Origin of the sequence: Kitasatospora sp. NPDC008115 (assembly GCF_042957205.1) — a bacterium.
Classification (GTDB): domain Bacteria; phylum Actinomycetota; class Actinomycetes; order Streptomycetales; family Streptomycetaceae; genus Kitasatospora.
In genome coordinates, this window is sequence record NZ_JBIBHU010000011.1 from 1 (window position 1) to 23,005 (window position 23,005).

The following is a 23,005-nucleotide window of genomic DNA, read 5'->3' on the forward strand; positions in this document are numbered from 1 at the left end:
ATGTCGCAATCCACACCGAGCCAGAAGGCCCTCACTCATTTCAAGATCACCACACCGTGAACCCCGTCACCAACCTCCGTGGTCAGTACAGCTAGCGCACCCAGTCGCGCCGGTAGTCGGCCCAGTTCTGCTCGGTGGCGGCGAAGTCCACGTACAGTCCGACGCCGAAGTTCCGCCGGTGCAGGTCGTAGCGCCCCAGGCCCAGCCGGATGCCCCGGATGCCGGCGGTCACCGTCTCGGCGCCGCCCCAGTGGCCCCACTTGTCCTCCCAGTAGAACGGCAGGCCCATCAGCAGGTCGACGTCCTGCGGGGTGGCCTCCAGGGCGAGTTCGGTCTGGTAGGCGTTGAAGGCGCCGTAGAACCCCTCGGTGGGCATGCTGGAGTCGTAGGTCATCACCGCGACCTGGTCGACCCGGCGGGCGGTGGCCGCGAAGTACGCCTGGTCCCACCACTTGCCGTGGCCGGTGAGCGCGATGCCCACGTTGTGCTGGTAGGGCAGCGGGTCGATCTGCGGGACGGCCGCCGAGAGCACGGCGCCGCGCCCGGCGGTGACCGGGCGGACCGCGTCGAGCAGCGCCAGCCAGCCCTTCGAGCCGGGCCGGATCGGCTCCATGTCGAAGTGCACGCCGTCGAAGCCGAGGTCCAGCACCTGGCCGGCCGAGGCGGTGACCCGCCCGCGGGTGGCGGCGTCCTCCAGATCGAGGGCGTCCTTCTCCGGCTTCACCTCGTCGCCCAGCCAGCTCTGCACCCGGACGCCGGGCAGCGCCCGGTGCGCGGCCTCGGTGAACCAGCGGGCGCGGGGGTGCACGGAGGGCGGCAGCGAGCCGTCGTGCTCCAGCGGGCCGGTGTGCACGTACAGGTCGCGGATGCCGGTGCCGGCCAGCCGCCGGGCGAGCGCGGCGATGTCGGCGTCACCCTTCCGGCCGTCGACCCAGGCGTGGCCCAGCCAGACCGCGTCGCGGCCCCGGGTGCGGGCCTCGGGGGAGGGGTCGCCGACGTACTGCAGCCGCAGCGCCAGCGCCGCCGAGCCGACCGGAACGATCACCACGGCGAGGGCCGCACCCAGCACCACCAGGGCCTTCCGCCACCGGGACCAGCCGCGCCAGCGCGCCCGCAGCGCCCCCGCCCGGGCCCCCGTCCACCGCCGCGCCCCGCGCGCCGCGTCTCGAATGCGTGTCCGCAATGCGGTCATGCCGCAGGCTCCCCCCTGATGGCCGAACGATCAGGATACGGAACAGGTGGTCACCTCCGGCCGGGGGCCCGATACCCTGGCCACGTGCGTCCCCGATTCAGCGGGTTCGCAAAGCCGACAGCCGTCGCACCCAGGGAGAAGCCCCATGGCCACTGCAGCCACCCCGTCCGTCACCCAGCAGAGCCGCGCGAACGCGCTGCGCGAAGCGCTCGCCACCCGAGTGGTGGTGGCCGACGGAGCGATGGGAACCATGCTCCAGGCACAGGACCCCACGCTGGAGGACTTCCAGAACCTGGAGGGCTGCAACGAGGTCCTCAACCTGACCCGGCCCGACATCGTCCGCTCCGTGCACGACGCCTACTTCGCGGTCGGCGTGGACTGCGTGGAGACCAACACCTTCGGCGCCAACCACTCCGCGCTCGGCGAGTACGAGATCTCCGAGCGGGTCTTCGAGCTCTCCGAGGCCGGCGCCCGGCTGGCCCGCGAGGCCGCCGACGCGCACGCCGCCGAGGACGGCCGCCAGCGCTGGGTGCTCGGCTCGATCGGCCCCGGCACCAAGCTGCCGACCCTCGGCCACGCCCCGTACGAGACGCTGCGCGAGGGCTTCCGGCAGAACGCGGCCGGCCTGATCGCCGGCGGCGCGGACGCCCTGCTGGTGGAGACCAGCCAGGACCTGCTGCAGACCAAGGCCGCGGTCCTGGGCTCGAAGCAGGCGCTGGCCGAGGCGGGCGTGGACCTGCCGGTGCTGGTCCAGGTGACCGTGGAGACCACCGGCACCATGCTGCTCGGCTCGGAGATCGGCGCCGCGCTGACCGCCCTGGAGCCGCTGGGCGTCGACTACATCGGCCTGAACTGCGCCACCGGCCCGGCCGAGATGAGCGAGCACCTGCGCTACCTGGCGAAGAACGCCCGGATCGGCCTGTCCTGCATGCCGAACGCCGGTCTGCCGGTGCTGGGCAAGGACGGCGCGCACTACCCGCTGAGCCCGGCCGAGCTGGCCGACGCGCACGACGTCTTCACCCGCGAGTACGGGCTGTCGCTGGTCGGCGGCTGCTGCGGCACCACGCCCGAGCACCTGCGCCAGGTGGTCGAGCGGGTGCAGGGCCGCCCGGTGGCGCCGCGCGACCCGCGCCCGGAGCCGGCCGCGGCCTCGCTGTACCAGTCGGTGCCGTTCCGCCAGGACACCTCGTACCTGGCGATCGGCGAGCGCACCAACGCCAACGGCTCCAAGAAGTTCCGCGAGTCGATGCTGGCCGGCGACTGGCAGGCCTGCGTGGAGATCGCCCGCGACCAGATCCGCGACGGCTCCCACCTGCTGGACCTGTGCGTGGACTACGTCGGCCGCGACGGCGTCGCCGACATGAAGGAGGTCGCCGGCCGGCTGGCGACCGCCTCGACCCTGCCGATCGTGCTGGACTCCACCGAGCCGGAGGTGCTGCGGGCGGGCCTGGAGGCGCTCGGCGGCCGGGCGGTGCTCAACTCGGTCAACTACGAGGACGGCAACGCCCCGGAGTCGCGCTTCGGCCGGATCGCCTCGCTGGCCCGCGAGCACGGCGCCGGCCTGATCGCGCTCACCATCGACGAGGAGGGCCAGGCCCGCACCGCCGACAAGAAGGTGGAGATCGCCGAGCGGCTGATCGCCGAGCTCACCGCGGACTACGGCATCGACGAGGGCTCGATCCTGGTCGACTGCCTGACCTTCACCCTGGCCACCGGCCAGGAGGAGTCCCGCCGGGACGGCATCGAGACCGTCGAGGCGATCCGCGAGCTGAAGCGCCGCCGCCCGGCGGTGCAGACCACGCTGGGCCTGTCCAACATCTCCTTCGGCCTCAACCCGGCCGCCCGGGTCGTCCTCAACTCGGTCTTCCTGCACGAGTGCGTGGAGGCCGGCCTGGACTCGGCGATCGTGCACGCCTCCAAGATCCTGCCGATCTCGCGGATCCCGGAGGAGCAGCGCGAGGCCGCCCTCGACCTGGTCTACGACCGCCGCCGGGAGGGCTACGACCCGCTGCAGCGCCTGCTGGAGCTGTTCGAGGGCGTCTCCTCGGCCTCGGTCAAGGCCTCCAAGGCGGAGGAGCTGGCGGCGCTGCCGCTGGACGAGCGCCTCCAGCGCCGGATCATCGACGGTGAGCGGGGCGGCCTGGAGGCCGACCTGGACCAGGCGCTGGCGGCCCGTCCGGCGCTGGAGATCATCAACGACACCCTGCTGTCCGGCATGAAGGTGGTCGGCGAGCTGTTCGGCTCCGGCCAGATGCAGCTGCCGTTCGTGCTCCAGTCCGCCGAGGTGATGAAGACCGCGGTGGCGCACCTGGAGCCGCACATGGAGAAGTCCGACGCGGAGGGCAAGGGCACCATCGTGCTGGCCACCGTGAAGGGCGACGTCCACGACATCGGCAAGAACCTGGTCGACATCATCCTGTCCAACAACGGCTACAACGTCGTCAACCTGGGCATCAAGCAGCCGGTCTCGGCGATCCTGGACGCCGCCCAGGAGCACCGGGCGGACGTCATCGGGATGTCCGGCCTGCTGGTCAAGTCCACCGTGATCATGAAGGAGAACCTGGAGGAGCTGAACCAGCGCAAGCTGGCGGCGCAGTTCCCGGTGATCCTCGGCGGCGCCGCGCTGACCCGCGCCTACGTCGAGCAGGACCTGCACGAGATCTACGAGGGCGAGGTCCGCTACGCCCGGGACGCCTTCGAGGGCCTGCGACTGATGGACGCGCTGATCGCGGTCAAGCGCGGTGTGCCGGGCGCGGTGCTGCCGGAGCTCAAGCAGCGCCGGCACGCCCGGGTCGAGGTCGAGGAGCCGGAGGAGGTCAACCTCGGCCAGATCCGCTCCGACGTGGCGGTGGACAACCGGGTGCCGTCCCCGCCGTTCTGGGGCGACCGGATCGTCAAGGGCGTGCCGTTCGCCGACTACGCCTCCTGGCTGGACGAGGACGCGCTGTTCAAGGGCCAGTGGGGCCTGAAGGCCGCTCGCAACGGCGAGGGCCCGTCCTACGAGGAGCTGGTGGAGACCGAGGGCCGGCCGCGGCTGCGGATGTGGCTGGACCGGCTGCAGACCGAGGGCTGGCTGGAGGCGGCCGTGGTCTACGGCTTCTACCCGGCCAACTCCAAGGGCGACGACCTGATCGTCTTCCACGAGGACGGCACCGAGCGGACCCGCTTCACCTTCCCGCGCCAGCGCCGGGGGCGGCGGCTGTGCCTGGCGGACTTCTTCCGCCCGGAGGAGTCCGGGGTGCGCGACGTGCTCGGCCTCCAGGTGGTCACCATGGGCAACCGGATCTCCGAGGCGGCCAACGAGCTGTTCGCCGACAACTCCTACCGCGACTACCTGGAGCTGCACGGCCTGTCCGTCCAGCTGGCCGAGGCACTGGCCGAGTTCTGGCACGCCCGGGTCCGCTACGAGTTGGGCTTCGGCGACGAGGACCCGCAGGACGTCAAGGACATGTTCGCGCTCAAGTACCGCGGCGCCCGGTTCTCGCTCGGCTACGGGGCCTGCCCGGAGCTGGAGGACCGCGCCAAGATCGCCGAGCTGCTGAAGCCCGAGCGGATCGGCGTGGTGCTCTCCGAGGAGTTCCAGCTGCACCCCGAGCAGTCCACCGACGCGATCGTGATCCACCACCCGGAGGCGAAGTACTTCAACGCCCGGTAACGCCCGGGTTGCGCAACGTTCGCCCGATCCGGGCGACCCGGGCGTATCCTTGATGATCCTGAACGGGCCGGTCCGCTCACATGCGGGCCGGCCCGTGCCATCCCCGGGGCCGATCCGGGCACGGACGGAAGGATCCCGCCATGACCACCATCTCCACCGCCACGCAGACCCTCGGCGGCGACGACGACCGGGGCCTCCAGGCGGTGCTGCTGGACATGGACGGGACGCTGGTCGACACCGAGGACTTCTGGTGGCAGGCCGAGGTCACCCTCTTCGCCGACCTGGGCTACCAGCTGAGCGCCGACGACCGCGCCCATGTGGTCGGCGGCCCGATGACCCGGGTGATCGACCACCTGCTGAGCAGCACCGGCGTGGACCTGTCGCCGGCCGACCTGACCGTGCTGATCAACCAGCGTTTCGTCGACCTGCTGGACGGCGGGGTGCCGCTGATGCCGGGCGCCGAGCGGCTGCTCAACACGCTGGCCGCGCACGGCGTGCCGGCCGCGCTGGTGTCCGCCTCGCACCGGCACATCATCGACATCGTGCTCCGCTCGCTGGGCGCCGAGCACTTCGCGTTCTCGGTCGCGGGGGACGAGGTGCCGCGCACCAAGCCGCACCCGGACCCGTACCTGGAGGCGGCCCGCCGGCTGGGCGCCGACCCGGCCCGCTGCGTGGTGGTGGAGGACGCGCCGACCGGGGTGCGCGCCGCCGAGGCGGCCGGCTGCCCGGTGATCGCGGTGCCCTCGGTGGCGCCGATCGAGCCTGCGCCCGGGCGGCTGGTGCTCCCCTCGCTGGAGCACGTCGATCTGGAGCTGCTGCGCTCCCTGGTGGCCTCGCGAGTGTGATTGTCGTCTCATTGCGGAGCGGCGGTACCGACCGGTAAGCGGGCCCGACGGGCCGGTCCGGGGGAGCGTCCCGGGAGAAAACGGGCATTGCCTGACAACTCTTCGGACAGGCCTGACCAGAGCCCGTCACCGTGTCCCAACCGTCACCTGTGCGGGTGGCGGGGGTGTGTGTTCGATATGGCACGCTACTCGGGTTCGTTCCACCCCCCGAGCCCAGGCACCGCCGCTGACGGGCACCCCCGTCGTGCCCGCGGTCGCAGCCGGACCGCACCCCCAGAAGGACGCGACCCGTGAAGACTTCAGCTGAACGACTGGCCGTGCTCGGCTGTGCCGGAATCGTCGCCGCCTCGGTGGCGGGCTGCGGCTCGGTCACCGAAGCCGTCAAGGGGGACGGCGACAAGGCCATCACCATGGGAACCACCGCGCTGACCACCGCCCTGGACCCGGCCATCGCCTACGACGCCGGCTCCTGGCTGCTGATGCGCAACACCTTCCAGTCGCTGCTCAGCTACCCGGCCGCCTCCAGTGCGCCCACCCCGGACGCCGCCCAGACCTGCGAGTTCACCGCCGGCGACGCCACCCAGTACCGCTGCACCCTCAAGAGCGGGCTGAAGTTCTCCAACGGCCACGCGCTCACCGCCGCCGACGTCGTCCACTCGGTCCAGCGCACCCTGAAGATCAACGACCCGGGCGGCCCGGCCGGCCTGCTCTCGTCGATCAAGTCCGTCGAGGCGACCAACGACCTGGAGGTGGTCTTCCACCTCAACCAGCCCGACGCCACCCTCCCGGCCAAGCTGGCCGGCCCGGCCGGCGCCATCGTCGACCAGGAGGTCTACCCGGTCGACAAGGCGGTGCCCAACGACAAGCAGGTCGGCTCCGGCCCGTACCGGATCGACTCGGTCGAGGCGATGGCCAAGGGCGGCCCGGCGAAGGTCGTGCTGCTGCCCAACGACAAGTACACCGGCGACGCCAAGCTGCGGAACAAGAAGTTCACGCTGCGCTACTTCGACAAGCCGGCCGACCTCAAGTCCGCGCTCGACAGCGGCGAGGTCGACCTCGCCGACAACAGCCTGGAGCCGAACACCGCCGCCCAGATCCTCTCCGACCAGCAGGGCGGCAAGACCGACCTGCGCGTCGTCGAGGGCGACAGCAACGACACCCGCTACCTGGTCTTCAACACCAAGGACGCCACCGCCGGCAACCTCGCCGTCCGCCAGGCCGCCGCCCAGCTGATCGACCGCAAGGCGCTGGCCCGCGACGTCTTCGCGCGCACCGTCCAGCCGCTGTACTCGATGGTCCCGGCCGGCGTCACCGGCCACAGCAACGCCTTCTTCGACCGCTACGGCGACCAGGACGTCGCCAAGGCCAAGGCGATCCTCACCGCCGCCAAGGTGCCGACCCCGGTCAAGCTCACCCTCACCTGGTCGCGCTCGCGCGCCGAGGCCGCCGAGTCCGAGGCGCTGAAGAAGCAGCTGGAGGCCGGCGGGCTGTTCCAGATCACCGTCCAGCAGGAGCCGGACTGGGACACCTACAAGAAGGGCTGGAACGAGGCCAAGTACCAGCTGTACACGATCGGCTGGTTCGCGGACTACCCGGACCCGGACAACTACGTCGCCCCGCTGATCGTCGACGGCGGCGCCTACCACCACGGCTGGGACGACCCGCAGATCAGCCAGAAGCTGGTGCCCGAGACCCTCAAGCAGACCGACCGGGCCACCGCGACCAACGCCTACACCCAGATCCAGAGCATCGTCGCCACCAACGCCCCGCTCATCCCGCTGTTCCAGAACAAGGCGTTCTTCACCTCCCGCTCCAACATCACCGGCGTGGAGTCCACCGTCGACACCACCGGCTTCTTCCGCTTCTGGGAGATCGGCCGCTCCGGCAAGTAGCCCCCGCCGCACGCACCGCGGCCCGCCCGCCCCGCCCGGCCCCGGCCGGGGGAGCGGACGGGCCGCCGTCCGTCGCGCGGCCGCCTACAGCGCGCCCGGGCGCACCAGCCCGCTCTCGTAGGCGTACACCGCCGCCTGCACCCGGTCGCGCAGCTGCAGCTTGGTCAGCACATGGCCGACGTGCGTCTTCACCGTCGTCTCGCTGACGAACAGCTCCGCCGCGATCTCCGCGTTCGACAGCCCGCGCGCCACCAGCTTCAGCACCTCCAGCTCCCGCTCGGTCAGCGCGTTCAGCGCCTGCGGCGGCGCCTCCTCGCCCGACGGCAGCTTGGTGGCGTACATGTCCAGCAGCCGGCGGGTGATCGACGGCGCCAGCATCGCCGCGCCGTCCGCCACCACCCGGATCGCCTGCACCAGCTCCTCGGCCGGCACGTCCTTCAGCAGGAAGCCGCTCGCCCCCGCGCGCAGCGCCTCCACCACGTACTCGTCCAGGTCGAAGGTGGTCAGCACCAGCACCTTCGCCGGACCGTCCCGCCCCGGACCGGCGATCCGGCGGGTCGCCTCCACACCGTCCATCCGCGGCATCCGGATGTCCATCAGCACCACGTCGGGCTGCAGCGCCCGCACCTGGTCCAGCGCCTGCTGGCCGTCGCCGGCCTCACCGACCACCACCAGGTCGGACTCGGCCTCCAGGATCATCCGGAAACCGGTGCGCAGCAGCGGCTGGTCGTCGACCAGCAGCACTCGGATCGTCACCTAGGACTCCTCGCTCATGGGATCCCCCGTGGGATCGCCCTCGTCGGACGTACGCGCCAGCGGCAGCGGGTACGGCGGGGGCGTGCCGCCGAACTCCGGACAGCTGGCCTGGTGGTCGCACCAGTCGCAGAGCCGGTTGCGGGTCGCGGGGAAGTCGCCGGTCGCGACCGCCCGGCTGATCCGCTCCCACAGCGCCAGCAGCTTGCGCTCCACCGCGAGCAGGTCCGCCTCGTCCGGGTCGTAGCTCACCACGTCCCCGCCGCCGCCCAGGTAGACCAGCTGCAGCCGCTTGGGGATCACGCCCTTCCAGCGCCAGACCACCAGCGCGTAGAACTTCATCTGGAACATCGCCTTGCCCTCGAAATCCCGCGAGGGCGCCCGGCCGGTCTTGTAGTCCACCAGCCGGACCTCACCGGTCGGCGCGACGTCCACCCGGTCGATGTAGCCGCGCAGCAGCAGCCCCGACTCCAGCGCCGTCTCCACGTACAGCTCGCGCTCCACCGGGTGCAGCCGGGTCGGGTCCTCCAGCCGGAACCACTGCGCGACCAGCTTCTCCGCGTCCGCCAGCCAGCGGGTCAGCGCCGCGCCGTCCGGGTCCTCCGGGAACAGCCCGGCCAGCTCCGGACGCTCGCCCAGCAGCCGCTCCCACTGCGGGCGCAGCAGCCCCAGCGCCCGCTCCGGCGTCCGGTCGCCCGCCGGCGAGTCGAACAGCCGCTCCAGCACCGCGTGCACCAGGGTGCCCCGGGTCGCCGCCGAGCTCGGCGGCTCCGGCAGCCGGTCGATCACCCGCAGCCGGTACAGCAACGGGCAGGTGAGGAAATCGCCGGCGCGCGACGGGGACAGCCCGGTCGGGGCCGCCGCCGGACGGGGCACGGCCGCGGCGGGGCCACTGGTCTCGGTCTGCTGCATACCCCAGACCCTATTGCCCTGCGCTGTCATCCCGCTGCCACGGTGCTGCCGCAACAGGGCCGCCACTGGGTATGAAGGCAGTGGGAAGGCGAGGGGCGAGCGCGGCACGGCCACCCCGATCACGTAGCGTGGGCGCACCGGCGCCGACGGACGAAGGGAACACGGTGAGCGACTCCAGGGGGCGACAGACCTCCGACCAGCCACCGCACGACGGCGACAGCCGGCCCGGGCCCACACCGCCCCGCGAGCCGGAACCCCGCGGCGGCATCCTGATGGGCCGCCCCTTCGGCGTGCCGATCTACGTCACCCCGTCCTGGTTCATCATCGCCGCCCTCATCACCTGGGTCTTCGGCGGCCAGCTCGACCGGGTGCTGCCCGAGCTCGGCGGCGCCCGCTACCTGGTCGCGTTCTCCTTCGCCGTCGCCTTCTACGGCTCGGTGCTGGTCCACGAACTCGCCCACACCCTGGTCGCCCTGCGCTACAAGCTCGGCGTGCGCCGCATCCAGCTCCAGTTCTTCGGCGGCGTCTCGGAGATCGAGAACGAGGCCGAACGCCCCTGGCGCGAGTTCTGGCTCGCCTTCGTCGGCCCGCTGCTCTCCCTCGTCCTCGGCGGCGTCTTCTACCTCGCCCTCCAGGCCGTCGAGACCTCCACCGTCCCCGGCGTGCTGCTCACCGGCCTGATGGTCTCCAACCTCGTCGTCGCCGCCTTCAACCTGCTGCCCGGCCTGCCGCTGGACGGCGGGCGGATGCTGCGCGCCGTCGTCTGGGCCGTCACCGGCCGCCCGATGGCCGGCACCGTCGCCGCCGCCTGGGCCGGACGCGCGCTCGCCGTCGCCGTCCTCGTCGGCCTGCCGCTGATCAGCTCCGCCCGCGCGCTCGAACGCAGCCGCACCGACACCCTGGTCGACGCCGTCCTCGCCGCCGTGCTCGCCGCCATCATCTGGAACGGCGCCACCGGCGCGCTGCGCAACGCCCGGCTCAAGGAGGTCCTGCCCGGCCTGCGGCTGCGCGACCTCGCCCGCCGGGCCGTCGAGGTCACCGCCGACACCCCGCTCGGCGAGGCCATGCGGCGTGCCCGCGAGGCCCAGGCCGGCGCCGTCGTGGTCGTCGACGGCCGCGGCGAGCCGATCGCCCTCGTCCGCGAGGCCGCCGTCCGCGCCGTCCCCGAGCACCGCCGCCCCTGGGTCGCCGTCGGCCCGCTCGCCCGCGACCTCGAACCCGGACTGCGGCTCTCCGCCGACCTGGCCGGCGAGGACCTGCTGCGCGCCGTGCGGGCCACCCCCGCCGGCGAGTACCTGGTCGTCGAGGAGGACGGCCGGATGTACGGCGTCGCCGCCCTCACCGACATCGAACAGCGGCTGACCGCCGCCGTCACCGGGCGCTGAAAGGATCACCTGGTAAGCCGGACGGTCCGCTTCCCTTAGGATTGTCCGCATGTCCGAACCGACCGGTGCCACCCGCCGACGCGGGCCCTTCCAGGTCGGGGACCAGGTCCAGCTGACCGACCCCAAGGGCCGCCACTACACGTTCACGCTCCAGGCCGGGAACCAGTTCCACACCCACAAGGGTGCGTTCCCCCACGACGAGCTGATCGGCGCACCCGAGGGCACGGTCGTGCGCACCACGGGGAACGTCCCGTACCTCGCGCTGCGCCCCCTGCTCCCCGACTACGTCCTGTCCATGCCGCGCGGCGCGGCCGTGATCTACCCCAAGGACGCGGGGCAGATCCTGGCCATGGCCGACATCTTCGCCGGCGCCCGCGTGGTCGAGGCCGGCGTCGGCTCCGGCGCGCTCTCCACCTATCTGCTGCGCGCCGTCGGCGACACCGGCATGCTCGCCTCCTACGAGCGCCGCCAGGACTTCGCCGACATCGCGAAGGGCAACGTCGAGCGCTACTTCGGCGGGCCCCACCCGGCGTGGAAGCTCACCGTCGGCGACCTCCAGGACAACCTGGTCGAGACCGACGTCGACCGCGTCATCCTCGACATGCTCGCCCCCTGGGAGTGCCTGGACGTCGCCTCCGAGGCACTCGTCCCCGGCGGCCTCATCTGCTGCTACGTGGCCACCACCACGCAGATGTCCAGGACCGTCGAGGCGCTGCGCGAGCACGGCACCTTCACCGAGCCGCAGGCCTGGGAGACCATGGTCCGCACCTGGCACCTGGAGGGCCTGGCCGTCCGCCCGGACCACCGGATGATCGGCCACACCGGCTTCCTGCTCACCGCCCGCCGGCTCGCCGACGGCGTCGAGCCGCCGCTGCGCCGCCGCCGCCCGGCCAAGGGCGCCTACGGCGAGGACTACGACAACGGGGCGCCCGAGCCGACGCTCCAGGAGCGCGCGGCCGCCCGGGCCGCCGCCCGCTCCGAGGCCGCCGAGCAGACCGACCTCGGCTGAGCGGGTCCGCGGAGACCTTCGTGAGGGGTGGTACGGCGCGCCGTACCACCCCTCCCGCGTTCCCGCACACCCGCGCCACCGCGGCGCCCTCCCGGTGTGGGACGATGCTCGCTCACACAGACCACTGGAGGGGACGCCTGGTGGAGACCGCGGTCGGGACGACGGCTGGACAGCAGACCGCCGGGGGCCGCAGCGGCCCCCGGCACGGGCGCACCGCCCCCTGGCACTGGGCCGTGACGGTGGCCGGCTGCGCCGCCGTCGTGGCCGCCGCGCTCGCCGCGGCTCCCGCGAGCGGCGCCCCCGGGCCCGTGCGGCCCACCCCCAAGGCCCTCCCCGCGGCCGCCGCCCCCGACCCGGCGAAGGCCGAACTCCCGCTCGACTGCGGGCCGTTCCCGGTGACCGTGACCGTCAGCTTCGCCGCCGACCTCGGCGACGGCCGCCCCGGCACCGTCGCCGCCGCGCACTGCGCCGCCGAGAACGGCACCCCGCCCGACGCCGTCTACCTGCTCGGCCCCGGCACCGACGGGCGCCCGGCCGTCCTGGCCACCCTGGTCTCCGAACGCGAGAACCTCACCGTCAGCCGCCTCGCGCTGCGCTCCGACGGCACCATCACCGCCCACGCGCAGGGCTACTCCGACGACGAGGTGCCGCGGTTCGCGCCCGACATCTCGCTCGACCTCACCTGGACGCGCAAGGGCGGCGGCTGGGACCGTTCCCAGACCGCCGCCCCGCTGAGCATGACGTAGTCCGCCCGCTCGTCACTCCTGCCTACTCGGCGTCAGGCCCGTACACCTCGACGCCGTCCGCGGCCCGGCGCACGTGGATGCAGTCGCCGGGGCAGTCCTTCACCGAGTCCACGACGTCCTGAAGCAGCGTCAGCGGAACCCGCACCGTCTCACCGGGCTGCTGGCGCAACTCGTCGTCCTCGCCCTTCACATAGGCGAGGCCGTCGATGTCCAGCTCGAAGACCTCCGGCGCGTACTGCGCGCAGATGCCGTCGCCGGTGCACAGATCCTGGTCGATCCACACCTCCAGCGGCTCCGCGCCCGCCGTCGACTCGCTCACCGACATGATGATTGTCCGCCGTTTCTGTCCCGGGACGCCCCGTCCTGGGGCATTCCCGCCATTCGTACAACGATCGGACCCCGTGCGTCGGTCGCGATCGGATATCGACTCGCTCGACGATACATCTGGTCCGCTTTGGCCCGTGCGCGGTGGGTATCCCCCTAGCAGAGGGGAAGCACGCGAGGGCGAAGATCGGACACGCCCGTTCCATCTTTCTTGATCTAGGGGTTTACGGACCCCTGGTCCCAGGTAGGGTCTGGAAGCGTCCAGCTCCCCGGAGGAGGTGAGGACCGTGGCAGCCCACGATGACGACTACAACCGCAGCACCGGCAGGCCCGCTCGTGGTTCCGACGAGGCCGCTCAGGTCTCGTACCTTGAGCAGGAAATCGCCGTGCTGCGCCGCAAGCTCGCCGACTCGCCGCGCAATTCGAGAATCCTCGAAGAGCGGATCGTCGAGCTCCAGACCAACCTGGCCGGCGTGACCGCCCAGAACGAACGGCTCGCCTCCACCCTGCGCGAGGCCCGCGACCAGATCGTGGCCCTCAAGGAGGAAGTGGACCGGCTGGCACAGCCCCCGGCCGGATTCGGTGTCTTCCTCAGCCCCAACGAGGACGGCACCGCCGACATCTTCACCGGGGGGCGCAAGCTCCGCGTGAACGTCAGCCCCAACGTCGACCTCGACGAGCTGCGGCGCGGCCAGGAGGTGATGCTCAACGAGGCCCTCAACATCGTGGACGCGATGGCCTTCGAGCGCATCGGCGACCTCGTCACCCTCAAGGAGGTCCTGGAGGACGGCGAGCGGGCCCTGGTCATCGGCCACACCGACGAGGAGCGGGTGGTCCGCCTCGCCGAACCGCTGCGCGAGATCACCCTCCGGGCGGGGGACGCCCTGCTGCTGGAACCGCGTTCCGGCTACGTGTACGAGGTCGTGCCGAAGGCCGAGGTCGAGGAGCTGGTCCTCGAGGAGGTCCCGGACATCGACTACCGCCAGATCGGCGGCCTGGCCAACCAGATCGAGCTGATCCGCGACGCGGTCGAGCTGCCCTACCTGCACGCCGAGCTCTTCAAGGAGTACGAGCTGCGCCCGCCCAAGGGCGTTCTGCTCTACGGCCCGCCCGGCTGCGGCAAGACGCTGATCGCCAAGGCCGTGGCGAACTCGCTGGCCAAGAAGGTCGCCGAGGTCACCGGCCAGCCCCAGGGGAAGAGCTACTTCCTCAACATCAAGGGCCCCGAGCTGCTCAACAAGTACGTCGGCGAGACCGAGCGGCAGATCCGCCTGGTCTTCCAGCGGGCCCGGGAGAAGGCCGGCGAGGGCACCCCCGTGATCGTCTTCTTCGACGAGATGGAGTCGCTCTTCCGCACCCGCGGCTCCGGCGTCAGCTCGGACGTCGAGAACACCATCGTCCCCCAGCTGCTCGCCGAGATCGACGGCGTGGAGGGCCTGGAGAACGTCATCGTCATCGGCGCCTCCAACCGCGAGGACATGATCGACCCGGCGATCCTGCGGCCCGGCCGCCTGGACGTCAAGATCAAGATCGAGCGCCCGGACGCCGAGGCGGCCAAGGACATCTTCTCCAAGTACCTCAAGGACTCGCTGCCCTTCCACCCGGACGACGTCAAGGAGCACGACGGCTCCGTCGAGGCCACCGTGGCCGCGATGATCCAGTCGGTGGTGGAGCGGATGTACTCCGAGACCGAGGAGAACCGCTTCCTGGAGGTCACCTACGCCAACGGTGACAAGGAGGTCCTGTACTTCAAGGACTTCAACTCCGGCGCGATGATCCAGAACATCGTCGACCGGGCCAAGAAGATGGCCATCAAGGACTACCTCGACCACGGCCAGCGCGGCCTGCGGGTCTCCCACCTGCTCAACGCCTGCGTGGACGAGTTCAAGGAGAACGAGGACCTGCCGAACACCACCAACCCGGACGACTGGGCCCGGATCTCCGGCAAGAAGGGCGAGCGGATCGTCTTCATCCGCACCCTGGTCACGGGGAAGCAGGGCGCCGAGTCCGGCCGCTCCATCGACACTGTCGCCAACACCGGGCAGTACCTGTAACCGACCGGCTCCGGGCCTCCCGGAACGCACGCACCCCGTCCGGCTGTGGCGCCTCGCGGCCCCGCAGCCGGACGGCGCGTCTCGGGACCCGCCGGTCGGTACGGCGTTCTAGGCTCGACCCACCGTTCGCGGGCAGACGGCCGGCTTCGGTGTTGTTCAGCGGTACGTCAGCGTGGACCGCCCGCCGGGGGCGGCCCACCGGGCAAGGAGGGCCGCATGACCGTACGGCGCGTGATGGGCATCGAGACCGAGTACGGGATCTCCGTGCCCGGGCACCCCAACGCCAACGCCATGCTCACCTCGTCCCAGATCGTCAACGCGTACGCGGCGGCGATGCACCGGGCACGGCGGGCCCGCTGGGACTTCGAGGAGGAGAATCCGCTGCGCGACGCCCGGGGCTTCGACCTCGCACGGGACGTCGCCGACGCCAGCCAGCTGACCGACGAGGACATCGGCCTCGCCAACGTCATCCTCACCAACGGCGCGCGGTTCTACGTGGACCACGCGCACCCCGAGTACAGCTCGCCCGAGGTGACCAACCCGCGCGACGCCGTGCTCTGGGACAAGGCCGGCGAACGGATCATGGCGGCCGCCGCACAGCGCGCGCTGGAGCTGCCCAACGGGCAGAACATCCACCTCTACAAGAACAACACCGACAACAAGGGCGCCTCCTACGGCACCCACGAGAACTACCTGATGAAGCGGGCGACCCCGTTCGCCGACATCGTCCGCCACCTCACGCCGTTCTTCGTCTCCCGCCAGGTGGTCACCGGCGCCGGCCGGGTCGGCATCGGGCAGGACGGCTCCGCCCACGGCTTCCAGATCAGCCAGCGCGCCGACTTCTTCGAGGTCGAGGTCGGCCTGGAGACCACCCTCAAACGGCCGATCATCAACACCCGGGACGAACCGCACGCCGACGCCGAGAAGTACCGCCGGCTGCACGTGATCATCGGGGACGCCAACCTCTCCGAGATCTCCACCTACCTCAAGCTCGGCACCACCTCACTGGTCCTCGCCATGATCGAGGACGCCTTCATCACCTCCGACCTGGCCGTCGACCAGCCGGTGCGCACCCTGCACCGGATCTCCCACGACCCCACCCTCAAGCACCTGGTCACGCTGCGCAGCGGGCGCCGGCTCACCGCCGTCCAGCTCCAGCTGGAGTACTGCGAGCTGGCCCGCAAGTACGTCGAGGACCGCTTCGGCACCGACGCCGACGAGCAGACCGTGGACGTGCTGGCCCGCTGGGAGGACGTGCTGGGCCGCCTGGAGCGCGACCCGATGTCGCTCTCCCGCCAGCTGGACTGGATCGCCAAGCGGGAGATCCTGGAGGGCTACCGCAGCCGGGACGCCCTGGAGTGGGACAGCCCGCGGCTCCAGCTGGTCGACCTCCAGTACAGCGACGTACGGCCCGAGAAGGGCCTCTACAACCGCCTGGTGGCCCGTGGACGCTTCGACCGGCTGGTGACCGAGGAAGAGGTCGCCAGGGCCGTCACCAAGCCCCCGGAGGACACCCGGGCGTACTTCCGCGGGCGCTGCCTGGAGCAGTACGCCGAGCACGTTGCGGCGGCCTCCTGGGACTCGGTGATCTTCGACCTGCCGGGCCGTGACTCGTTGCAGCGGGTGCCCACCCTGGAGCCGCTGCGCGGCACCCGCAACCACGTCAAGGAGCTGCTGGACCGCTGCCGCACGGCGGAGGACCTGCTCCGGGTGCTCTCCGGGGGGTAGCCGGGTAACTTTCCGATCACCACGGGTGAACGCCGGACAAATGGGAATCATCCGGGGAGGCGGCGGACGTTGGACTGGAAGCGCCACCGGCAAACCGGAAGCGGGTTGTCGCACCTTGTGTATAGGGTCGGTGCAGCAAGCAACGACCAAACCGTGCCAGACGATCGAGCATCGAGCGGGGTGAGGTAAATGGCGAGCAAGGACACCGGCGGCGGCCAGCAGCGGGCGAACCGCTCCTCCGAGGAGGTCGAGGAGCAGGCCGCGGAAGCGCAGAATTCGGAAGACCTCAAGGAACGCCAGGAAAAGCTGAGCGACGACGTCGACGCGGTTCTGGACGAAATCGACGAGGTCCTGGAATCGAACGCCGAGGATTTCGTGCGCCAGTTCGTGCAAAAGGGCGGACAGTAGTCCCGGTCGAATCCGGGCGGTCGCCCGGCGGCATTCCGGGAATTCACGGTTGCGACCGATGACGGCGGACGGGCGGCGGGAGCCGTCCGTCCGCCCGGTCCGGCCCTCCGCCGTGCTGGACAGTGATCGTCCGGCCGGTAGGGTGCGGGCAGTGCGCGCTTCAAGCTACCTGGAAGGAATCGTGTGGAAGCCAACACTCGTGGCACCGGGCGTCTACCGGCTGCCTTCCTGACCCCGGGGTCCTCGTCGTTCCTCGACTTCCTGGAGACCCACCGCCCCGAGCTGATCCCCGGCCGGCGCAGGCTGCCCGAGGGCGTCATCGAGGCCCCGCACGGCACGACCATCGTCGCCGCGGTCTTCGACGGCGGCGTGGTCCTCGCCGGCGACCGCCGCGCGACCATGGGCAACGTGATCGCCCAGCGGGACATGGAGAAGGTGTTCCCGGCGGACGAGTACAGCGCGGTCGGCGTCGCCGGCACCGCCGGCCTCGCCATCGAGATGGTCCGGATGTTCCAGCTGGAACTGGAGCACTACGAGAAGATCGAGGGCACCGTGCTCTCCCTGGAGGGCAAGGCCAACCGGCTCACCACCATGATCCGGGGCAACCTCGGCATGGCGATGCAGGGCCTCGCGGTGGTCCCGATGTTCGCCGGCTACGACCTCGACCTCGGCCGCGGCCGGATCTTCACCTACGACGTCACCGGCGGCCGCTCCGAGGAGCGCGGCTTCGCCGCCACCGGCTCCGGCTCGGTCTTCGCCCGCGGCTCGATGAAGAAGCTCCACCGCGACGACCTGAGCGCCGAGCAGGCCTCCACCATGGTCGTCCAGGCCCTCTACGACGCGGCCGACGACGACTCCGCCACCGGCGGGCCGGACCTCGCCCGCAAGATCTTCCCGATCGTCTCGCTGATCACCGAGGACGGCTTCCGCCGGCTCACCGAGGCCGAGGTCGCCGAGATCGCCGTCTCCATCACCGACCAGCGCCTGGCCCACCCCAACGGGCCGCAGGCCCCGCTGCTCTAGCCATCAACTGAGGAAGGAAGGGGCCGCCGGTGTCGACACCGTTCTACGTCTCCCCCCAGCAGGCCATGGCGGACCGCGCGGAGTACGCCCGCAAGGGCATCGCGCGCGGTCGCAGCGTGGTCGTGCTCACCTACGCCGACGGCATCGTCTTCGTCGCCGAGAACACCTCCCGGGCGCTGCACAAGGTGTCCGAGATCTACGACAAGATCGCCTTCGCGGCGGTCGGCCGGTACAACGAGTTCGAGAATCTGCGCATCGGCGGCGTCCGCTACGCCGACCTGCGCGGCTACACCTACGACCGGGCCGACGTCACCGCCCGGGGCCTGGCCAACGTCTACGCCCAGACGCTCGGCACCATCTTCTCCTCGGTCGGCGAGAAGCCCTACGAGGTCGAGCTGATCGTCGCCGAGGTCGGCCGCACCGGCGACGACGACCAGATCTACCGGCTGACGCCGGACGGCTCGGTCGTCGACGAGAAGAACTACGTGGTGGTCGGCGGCAACGCCGACTCGATCGGCAACTTCCTCGGCCAGCGGCACCGCGCCGGCTTCTCGCTCACCGAGGCGGTCAAGGTCGCCGTGGACTCGCTCGCCCGCGACCCCAACGGCGGCAGCCCGCGCACCCTCACCCCCGACCAGCTGGAGGTGGCGGTCCTGGACCGCCAGCGCTTCCAGCAGCGCAAGTTCAAGCGGATCCTGGGCGGCCAGCTCGCCCGGCTGCTCGACGGCGACGAGTCCGCCGAGTCGGACGACTCCGACGACACCGGCGGGAAGAACGGATCGGACGGAACGAACGGGACGGAGAAGCCGGCGGCCACCCCGCCCGGCGACTCCGACCAGTAGTGCCCCACGGGGTCCCGCGCGGCGGCCGGCGACGGCGGCCGCACGGGACCCCGGTGCCCCTGCGGCGGCCCGGACGGGCTTTCGCGGAGGCGGTTTCGGACAGCTCCCATCAGAGAATGGATGGCCCATGGACCGCCGAATTTTCGGGCTGGAGAACGAGTACGGCGTCACCTGCACGTTCCGCGGACAGCGCAGGCTGTCCCCGGACGAGGTCGCCCGCTACCTCTTCCGCCGCGTAGTCTCCTGGGGCCGCAGCAGCAACGTGTTCCTGCGCAACGGTGCCCGCCTCTACCTCGACGTGGGCTCCCACCCCGAGTACGCCACCCCCGAGTGCGACGACGTCGTCGAGCTGGTGACGCACGACAAGGCGGGCGAACGCATCCTCGAAGGCCTGCTGGTCGACGCCGAGCGCCGGCTGCACGAGGAGGGCATCGCCGGGGACGTCTACCTCTTCAAGAACAACACCGACTCCGCCGGCAACTCCTACGGCTGCCACGAGAACTACCTGGTCGCCCGGCACGGCGAGTTCTCCCGGCTGGCCGACGTGCTCATCCCGTTCCTGGTGACCCGGCAGCTGATCTGCGGCGCCGGCAAGGTGCTGCAGACCCCGCGCGGCGCGGTCTACTGCGTCAGCCAGCGCGCCGAGCACATCTGGGAGGGCGTCAGCTCGGCGACCACCCGCTCCCGTCCGATCATCAACACCCGCGACGAGCCGCACGCCGACGCCGAGCGCTACCGCCGGCTGCACGTCATCGTCGGCGACTCCAACATGTCGGAGACCACCACCCTGCTCAAGGTGGGCTCCACCGACCTGGTGCTGCGGCTCATCGAGGCCGGGGTGGTGATGCGCGACCTCACCCTGGAGAACCCGATCCGGGCGATCCGCGAGGTCAGCCACGACCTCACCGGCACCCACCAGGTCCGGCTCGCCAACGGCCGGGAGGCCAGCGCGCTCGACATCCAGGAGGAGTACTACACCAAGGCCCTGGAGTTCGCCGACCGCAAGGGCATCAACACCGGCACCATCGCCCGCGTCCTCGACCTGTGGGGCCGCACCCTGGAGGCGGTCAAGACCGAACGCCTCGACGGGGTCGCCACCGAGATCGACTGGATCATGAAGTACAAGCTCATCGAGCGCTACCGCGAGAAGCACCAGATGAGCATGAGCAACCCCAGGGTCGCCCAGATCGACCTCGCCTACCACGACATCCACCGCCGCCGCGGCCTGTTCTACCTGCTCCAGGCCAAGAACCAGGCGCTGCGGGTGAGCACCGACCTCAAGACCTTCGAGGCCAAGTCGATCCCGCCGCAGACCACCAGGGCCCGGCTGCGCGGCGACTTCATCCGCCGGGCGCAGGAGCAGCGCCGCGACTTCACCGTCGACTGGGTGCACCTCAAGCTCAACGACCAGGCGCAGCGCACCGTGCTCTGCAAGGACCCGTTCCGTTCCGTCGACGAGCGGGTGGAGAAGCTCATCGCCGGCATGTGACCGGCGCGCGGCGGGGGAGCGGCGCACGGGCCGCCTCCCCGCCGGTGTGATCTTCACGGTGTCCCGTCCCGGTGGTGCCTACCGGGACCGGGCACCGTCTGCGCATACGCTGTCCGTCGAGTCCGGAGCCGGAGTCCGGAGAGCCGACTTTGACCGACAGTTAGGAACGCCGTGCGCCGCACCGCCGGGTTGCTTCTCACCCTGCCCCTGCTGCTGGCGGTGGCCTGCAGCAGTTCCACCAAGCCCGCCGGCGAGCCCACGCCCACGGCGTCGCCGACCGCCGCGCCCACCGTGCCCACCCCGGTGAACGAGGCCTCGCCGATGCCGACGCTGTCCGGCGGGGGCTTCGGGAGCAAGGCCACCATCACCATCCCCGAGGGCCAGCAGCCCAGCGGGCAGTTCGTGGTGAACACCGTCAGCGAGGGGGACCGCTCCGCGGTCAACAAGGGCGACTGGGTGACGGTCAACTACACCGCCAAGGACTGGACCACCGGCAAGGACCTGCCCAGCTCCTACGACTCCGGCGGCAAGCCGCAGCTCTACCAGGCGGGCAGCGGGCAGCTGGTGCCGGCCTTCGACCAGAGCGTCATCGGCAAGAAGGTCGGCAGCCGGCTGCTGGTCGTCGCCCCGCCGGCCGCCGCGTTCGGCACCCAGGGCTCCACCCAGCTCGGCGTCGGCCCCGGCGACACCGTGGTCTTCGTGCTCGACATCATGGAGAGCCTGCCGCCGGACTCCACGCTCTCCGGCACCATGACGCAGGCGCCCGCCAACCTGCCGCAGGTCAAGGACAACGGCAAGGCCGCCGTCACCATCACCGTGCCGGCCGGGCAGGCGCCGCCGCCCGACCTCCAGCAGGCCGTGCTGATCAAGGGCGAGGGCAAGCAGGTCAAGGCCGGGCAGACCCTGGTGGTGCAGTACACCGGCGTGCTGTGGAGCAACGGTCAGCAGTTCGACTCCTCGTGGAGCCACGGCGGCGCCCAGGCGCTGCAGATCGGCACCGGCAGCGTCATCGAGGGCTGGGACAAGGGCCTGGTCGGCCAGAACGTCGGCAGCCGGGTGCTGCTCGTGGTGCCGCCGTCGCTCGGCTACAAGGACCAGGCGCAGGGCGCCGTGCCGCCGAACTCGACCCTGGTGTTCGTGGTGGACGTCCTGGAGGCCGTGTAGCGCTCCGCGGTTCCACGGAGATCCTCCGCACGGGGTGGTTCGAGTGCGGGTGGTTCCGTACGCTTGGGCGGGCGCTCGCACGGGCAAGCGCCCGCCCTCATCCTGACCTGTCATACTGCCCTCGCACTGTGGTAGGCGCCGCCGGCGCCCGGGGTCCGGGCGGGCAGTGCGGCAGCACCCCGGCGCCACCACGCCGGCCGTAGACCTCGAAGACCTCGTGGCGAGATGGATGGGGAGTCATGTCTGAGAAAGCGTCGAGCCCGGGCGGGTCCGGTACCGCGCACGGAAACTCCGCCGGAGACCCGGCCGACTCGCGGCCCGGCGGCCCGCTCCCGGGCGACGGCGATTCGATCATCGTCCCCCCGGCGATCCTGCGGCAGCAGGCGGGCTGGGGAGGGTCCGGGGACGCGCCGCGGACCGCGACGAAGACCGAGGACGCCCCGCAGATCTTCGCCTCCACCGTCCGCCGCCAGGACACCTCCGAGGCCGGGTACGACGAGAACCCGGGCAACGTCGGCAAGCTCGGCGTGATCCTCGGCACCGTCCTGGGCGTCCTGCTGATCGGCAGCGCCGTCACGCTGTACCTGGTGAACAAGGACGGCTCGTCCGACGACTCCGCCGCCGCGAAGCCGGACACCGCCAAGTCCGCCCCGGCCACGCCGACCGCCGACCCGGTCCCGCCGATCAAGGACAGCGCCAAGGTGCTGCCCAACATCACCGGCGACTTCGGCACCAAGGCGAACATCGAGGTGCCCGCCGAGGCGGCCGACGGCAGCTTCGTCGTCAAGGTCCTCTCCGAGGGCAACGGCCCCAAGGTCGAGAAGAACTCCTGGACCTCGGTCGACTACACCGGCAAGGACTGGAACACCGGCAAGGACATCCCGTCCTCGTACGACGACAAGGGCAAGCCGCAGATCTTCCAGGCCGGCACCGACGCGCTCATCCCGGCGCTCGACCAGGCCGTCGTCGGCAAGAAGGCCGGCTCCCGGCTGCTGGTCGTCGCCCCGCCGGCCGCCGCCTTCGGCGCCCAGGGCAACCCGAGCATGGAGATCGGGGCGCAGGACAACCTGATCTTCGTCATCGACATCCGCAACAGCAACGCCCCCGACGCCGTCGTCAGCGGCACCGTGACCCCGCCGCCCGCGGACTTCCCGCAGGTCAAGGACAACGGAAAGAAGCCCGCCGACATCACCCCGGTGCCCGGTGCCGCCGACCCGACCGAGCTGAAGAGCCACGTCCTCATCAAGGGCGAGGGCCGCAAGGTCGAGAAGGGCGAGAAGATCCTCGTCCAGTACACCGGCGCGCTGTACAAGGACGGCAAGGTCTTCGACTCCTCGCTCAGCAAGGGCCAGGCGTTCTCCTTCCCGCTCGGCGGCGGCCAGGTCATCGCCGGCTGGGACCAGGGCCTGGAGGGCCAGACCATCGGCAGCCGGGTCGAGCTCGTCATCCCGGCCTCGCTCGGCTACAAGGACCAGGCCCAGGGCGACATCCCGGCCAACTCCACCCTGGTGTTCGTCGTCGACATCCTCGACGCCGGTCAGGGCTGATCCACTTTCGGGTGACAATGGTGTGCGTGTGACCTTC

Annotated in this window: 18 protein-coding genes and 1 pseudogene; 15 read left to right on the forward strand and 4 right to left on the reverse strand. The window is 71.2% G+C overall.

Going from position 1 to position 23,005, the window contains the following annotated elements:
* Positions 1 to 91 precede the first annotated feature (91 nt).
* Positions 92 to 1,192, reverse strand: coding sequence for a glycoside hydrolase family 18 protein (locus ACFZBX_RS15670; protein WP_391534305.1), 1,101 nt, complete (start codon positions 1,190 to 1,192; stop codon positions 92 to 94).
* A gap of 145 nt (positions 1,193 to 1,337) precedes the next feature.
* On the opposite strand from ACFZBX_RS15670, the gene metH reads away from it, so the two are divergent.
* The 3 genes from metH to ACFZBX_RS15685 all read left to right on the forward strand — a co-directional run bounded on the left by metH (position 1,338) and on the right by ACFZBX_RS15685 (position 7,584).
* Positions 1,338 to 4,847: a methionine synthase gene (metH, locus tag ACFZBX_RS15675; protein ID WP_391534306.1), complete on the forward strand. Its 3,510-nt coding sequence runs from the start codon at positions 1,338 to 1,340 to the stop codon at positions 4,845 to 4,847.
* A 140-nt stretch (positions 4,848 to 4,987) separates the two neighbouring features.
* A complete protein-coding gene (locus tag ACFZBX_RS15680; RefSeq protein ID WP_391534307.1) occupies positions 4,988 to 5,692 on the forward strand; it encodes an HAD family hydrolase in 705 nt (234 codons plus the stop codon).
* Between the two features lie 290 nt (positions 5,693 to 5,982).
* Positions 5,983 to 7,584, forward strand: a complete 1,602-nt coding sequence (locus ACFZBX_RS15685) for an ABC transporter substrate-binding protein (RefSeq protein WP_391534308.1) — start codon at positions 5,983 to 5,985, stop codon at positions 7,582 to 7,584.
* An 84-nt stretch (positions 7,585 to 7,668) separates the two neighbouring features.
* Here ACFZBX_RS15685 and ACFZBX_RS15690 read toward each other — a convergent pair whose 3' ends face one another.
* Both ACFZBX_RS15690 and ACFZBX_RS15695 read right to left on the reverse strand, forming a co-directional pair.
* Positions 7,669 to 8,340: a response regulator transcription factor gene (locus ACFZBX_RS15690; protein ID WP_030299918.1), complete on the reverse strand. Its 672-nt coding sequence runs from the start codon at positions 8,338 to 8,340 to the stop codon at positions 7,669 to 7,671.
* Complete coding sequence (locus tag ACFZBX_RS15695; protein ID WP_391534309.1) at positions 8,341 to 9,249, reverse strand: RecB family exonuclease; 909 nt, start codon at positions 9,247 to 9,249, stop codon at positions 8,341 to 8,343. It lies immediately after the preceding gene.
* 164 nt (positions 9,250 to 9,413) lie between these two features.
* Here ACFZBX_RS15695 and ACFZBX_RS15700 point away from each other — a divergent pair, with 164 nt between their 5' ends.
* The 3 genes from ACFZBX_RS15700 to ACFZBX_RS15710 all read left to right on the forward strand — a co-directional run bounded on the left by ACFZBX_RS15700 (position 9,414) and on the right by ACFZBX_RS15710 (position 12,389).
* Positions 9,414 to 10,634, forward strand: coding sequence for a site-2 protease family protein (locus ACFZBX_RS15700; RefSeq protein WP_391534310.1), 1,221 nt, complete (start codon positions 9,414 to 9,416; stop codon positions 10,632 to 10,634).
* 49 nt (positions 10,635 to 10,683) lie between these two features.
* Positions 10,684 to 11,643, forward strand: coding sequence for a tRNA (adenine-N1)-methyltransferase (locus tag ACFZBX_RS15705; protein ID WP_391534311.1), 960 nt, complete (start codon positions 10,684 to 10,686; stop codon positions 11,641 to 11,643).
* Positions 11,644 to 11,783: 140 nt separating this feature from the next.
* Positions 11,784 to 12,389, forward strand: coding sequence for a hypothetical protein (locus ACFZBX_RS15710; protein ID WP_391534312.1), 606 nt, complete (start codon positions 11,784 to 11,786; stop codon positions 12,387 to 12,389).
* 22 nt (positions 12,390 to 12,411) lie between these two features.
* Here the strand turns inward: ACFZBX_RS15710 and ACFZBX_RS15715 are convergent, their stop codons facing one another.
* Positions 12,412 to 12,714: a ferredoxin gene (locus tag ACFZBX_RS15715; protein WP_391534313.1), complete on the reverse strand. Its 303-nt coding sequence runs from the start codon at positions 12,712 to 12,714 to the stop codon at positions 12,412 to 12,414.
* A 286-nt stretch (positions 12,715 to 13,000) separates the two neighbouring features.
* Here ACFZBX_RS15715 and arc point away from each other — a divergent pair, with 286 nt between their 5' ends.
* From arc to ACFZBX_RS15760, 9 genes and pseudogenes are all read left to right on the forward strand, one after another.
* Positions 13,001 to 14,767: a proteasome ATPase gene (gene arc, locus ACFZBX_RS15720; RefSeq protein ID WP_391534314.1), complete on the forward strand. Its 1,767-nt coding sequence runs from the start codon at positions 13,001 to 13,003 to the stop codon at positions 14,765 to 14,767.
* Positions 14,768 to 14,983: 216 nt separating this feature from the next.
* A complete protein-coding gene (gene dop / locus ACFZBX_RS15725) occupies positions 14,984 to 16,495 on the forward strand; it encodes a depupylase/deamidase Dop (protein ID WP_391534315.1) in 1,512 nt (503 codons plus the stop codon).
* Between the two features lie 189 nt (positions 16,496 to 16,684).
* Complete coding sequence (locus ACFZBX_RS15730) at positions 16,685 to 16,903, forward strand: ubiquitin-like protein Pup (protein ID WP_380298058.1); 219 nt, start codon at positions 16,685 to 16,687, stop codon at positions 16,901 to 16,903.
* 148 nt (positions 16,904 to 17,051) lie between these two features.
* Positions 17,052 to 17,135 (forward strand): annotated as a pseudogene (locus tag ACFZBX_RS15735) (recombination endonuclease VII); the annotation flags it as partial.
* Complete coding sequence (gene prcB / locus ACFZBX_RS15740; RefSeq protein ID WP_391534484.1) at positions 17,132 to 17,926, forward strand: proteasome subunit beta; 795 nt, start codon at positions 17,132 to 17,134, stop codon at positions 17,924 to 17,926. The pseudogene ACFZBX_RS15735 and the gene prcB, both read left to right, overlap by 4 nt.
* Before the next feature lie 29 nt (positions 17,927 to 17,955).
* Positions 17,956 to 18,768, forward strand: coding sequence for a proteasome subunit alpha (gene prcA, locus ACFZBX_RS15745; protein ID WP_391534316.1), 813 nt, complete (start codon positions 17,956 to 17,958; stop codon positions 18,766 to 18,768).
* Between the two features lie 127 nt (positions 18,769 to 18,895).
* Entirely contained in the window at positions 18,896 to 20,257 is a 1,362-nt protein-coding gene (gene pafA, locus ACFZBX_RS15750) for a Pup--protein ligase (RefSeq protein ID WP_391534317.1), read from the forward strand.
* Between the two features lie 171 nt (positions 20,258 to 20,428).
* On the forward strand, positions 20,429 to 21,421 hold the full coding sequence (locus ACFZBX_RS15755) for an FKBP-type peptidyl-prolyl cis-trans isomerase (protein WP_391534318.1): 993 nt from the start codon (positions 20,429 to 20,431) through the stop codon (positions 21,419 to 21,421).
* A 239-nt stretch (positions 21,422 to 21,660) separates the two neighbouring features.
* Positions 21,661 to 22,968, forward strand: coding sequence for an FKBP-type peptidyl-prolyl cis-trans isomerase (locus tag ACFZBX_RS15760; protein ID WP_391534319.1), 1,308 nt, complete (start codon positions 21,661 to 21,663; stop codon positions 22,966 to 22,968).
* Positions 22,969 to 23,005: the final 37 nt, after the last annotated feature.

Excerpts from the sequence above, each read along its gene's own strand:
- ACFZBX_RS15670 (WP_391534305.1), bottom strand. The coding sequence starts at position 1,192 with ATGACCGCATTGCGGACACGCATTCGAGACGCGGCGCGCGGGGCGCGG.
- metH (WP_391534306.1), top strand. The coding sequence starts at position 1,338 with ATGGCCACTGCAGCCACCCCGTCCGTCACCCAGCAGAGCCGCGCGAAC.
- ACFZBX_RS15680 (WP_391534307.1), top strand. The coding sequence starts at position 4,988 with ATGACCACCATCTCCACCGCCACGCAGACCCTCGGCGGCGACGACGAC.
- ACFZBX_RS15695 (WP_391534309.1), bottom strand. The coding sequence starts at position 9,249 with ATGCAGCAGACCGAGACCAGTGGCCCCGCCGCGGCCGTGCCCCGTCCG.
- ACFZBX_RS15705 (WP_391534311.1), top strand. The coding sequence starts at position 10,684 with ATGTCCGAACCGACCGGTGCCACCCGCCGACGCGGGCCCTTCCAGGTC.
- ACFZBX_RS15715 (WP_391534313.1), bottom strand. The coding sequence starts at position 12,714 with ATGTCGGTGAGCGAGTCGACGGCGGGCGCGGAGCCGCTGGAGGTGTGG.
- dop (WP_391534315.1), top strand. The coding sequence starts at position 14,984 with ATGACCGTACGGCGCGTGATGGGCATCGAGACCGAGTACGGGATCTCC.
- ACFZBX_RS15730 (WP_380298058.1), top strand. The coding sequence starts at position 16,685 with ATGGCGAGCAAGGACACCGGCGGCGGCCAGCAGCGGGCGAACCGCTCC.
- pafA (WP_391534317.1), top strand. The coding sequence starts at position 18,896 with ATGGACCGCCGAATTTTCGGGCTGGAGAACGAGTACGGCGTCACCTGC.
- ACFZBX_RS15760 (WP_391534319.1), top strand. The coding sequence starts at position 21,661 with ATGTCTGAGAAAGCGTCGAGCCCGGGCGGGTCCGGTACCGCGCACGGA.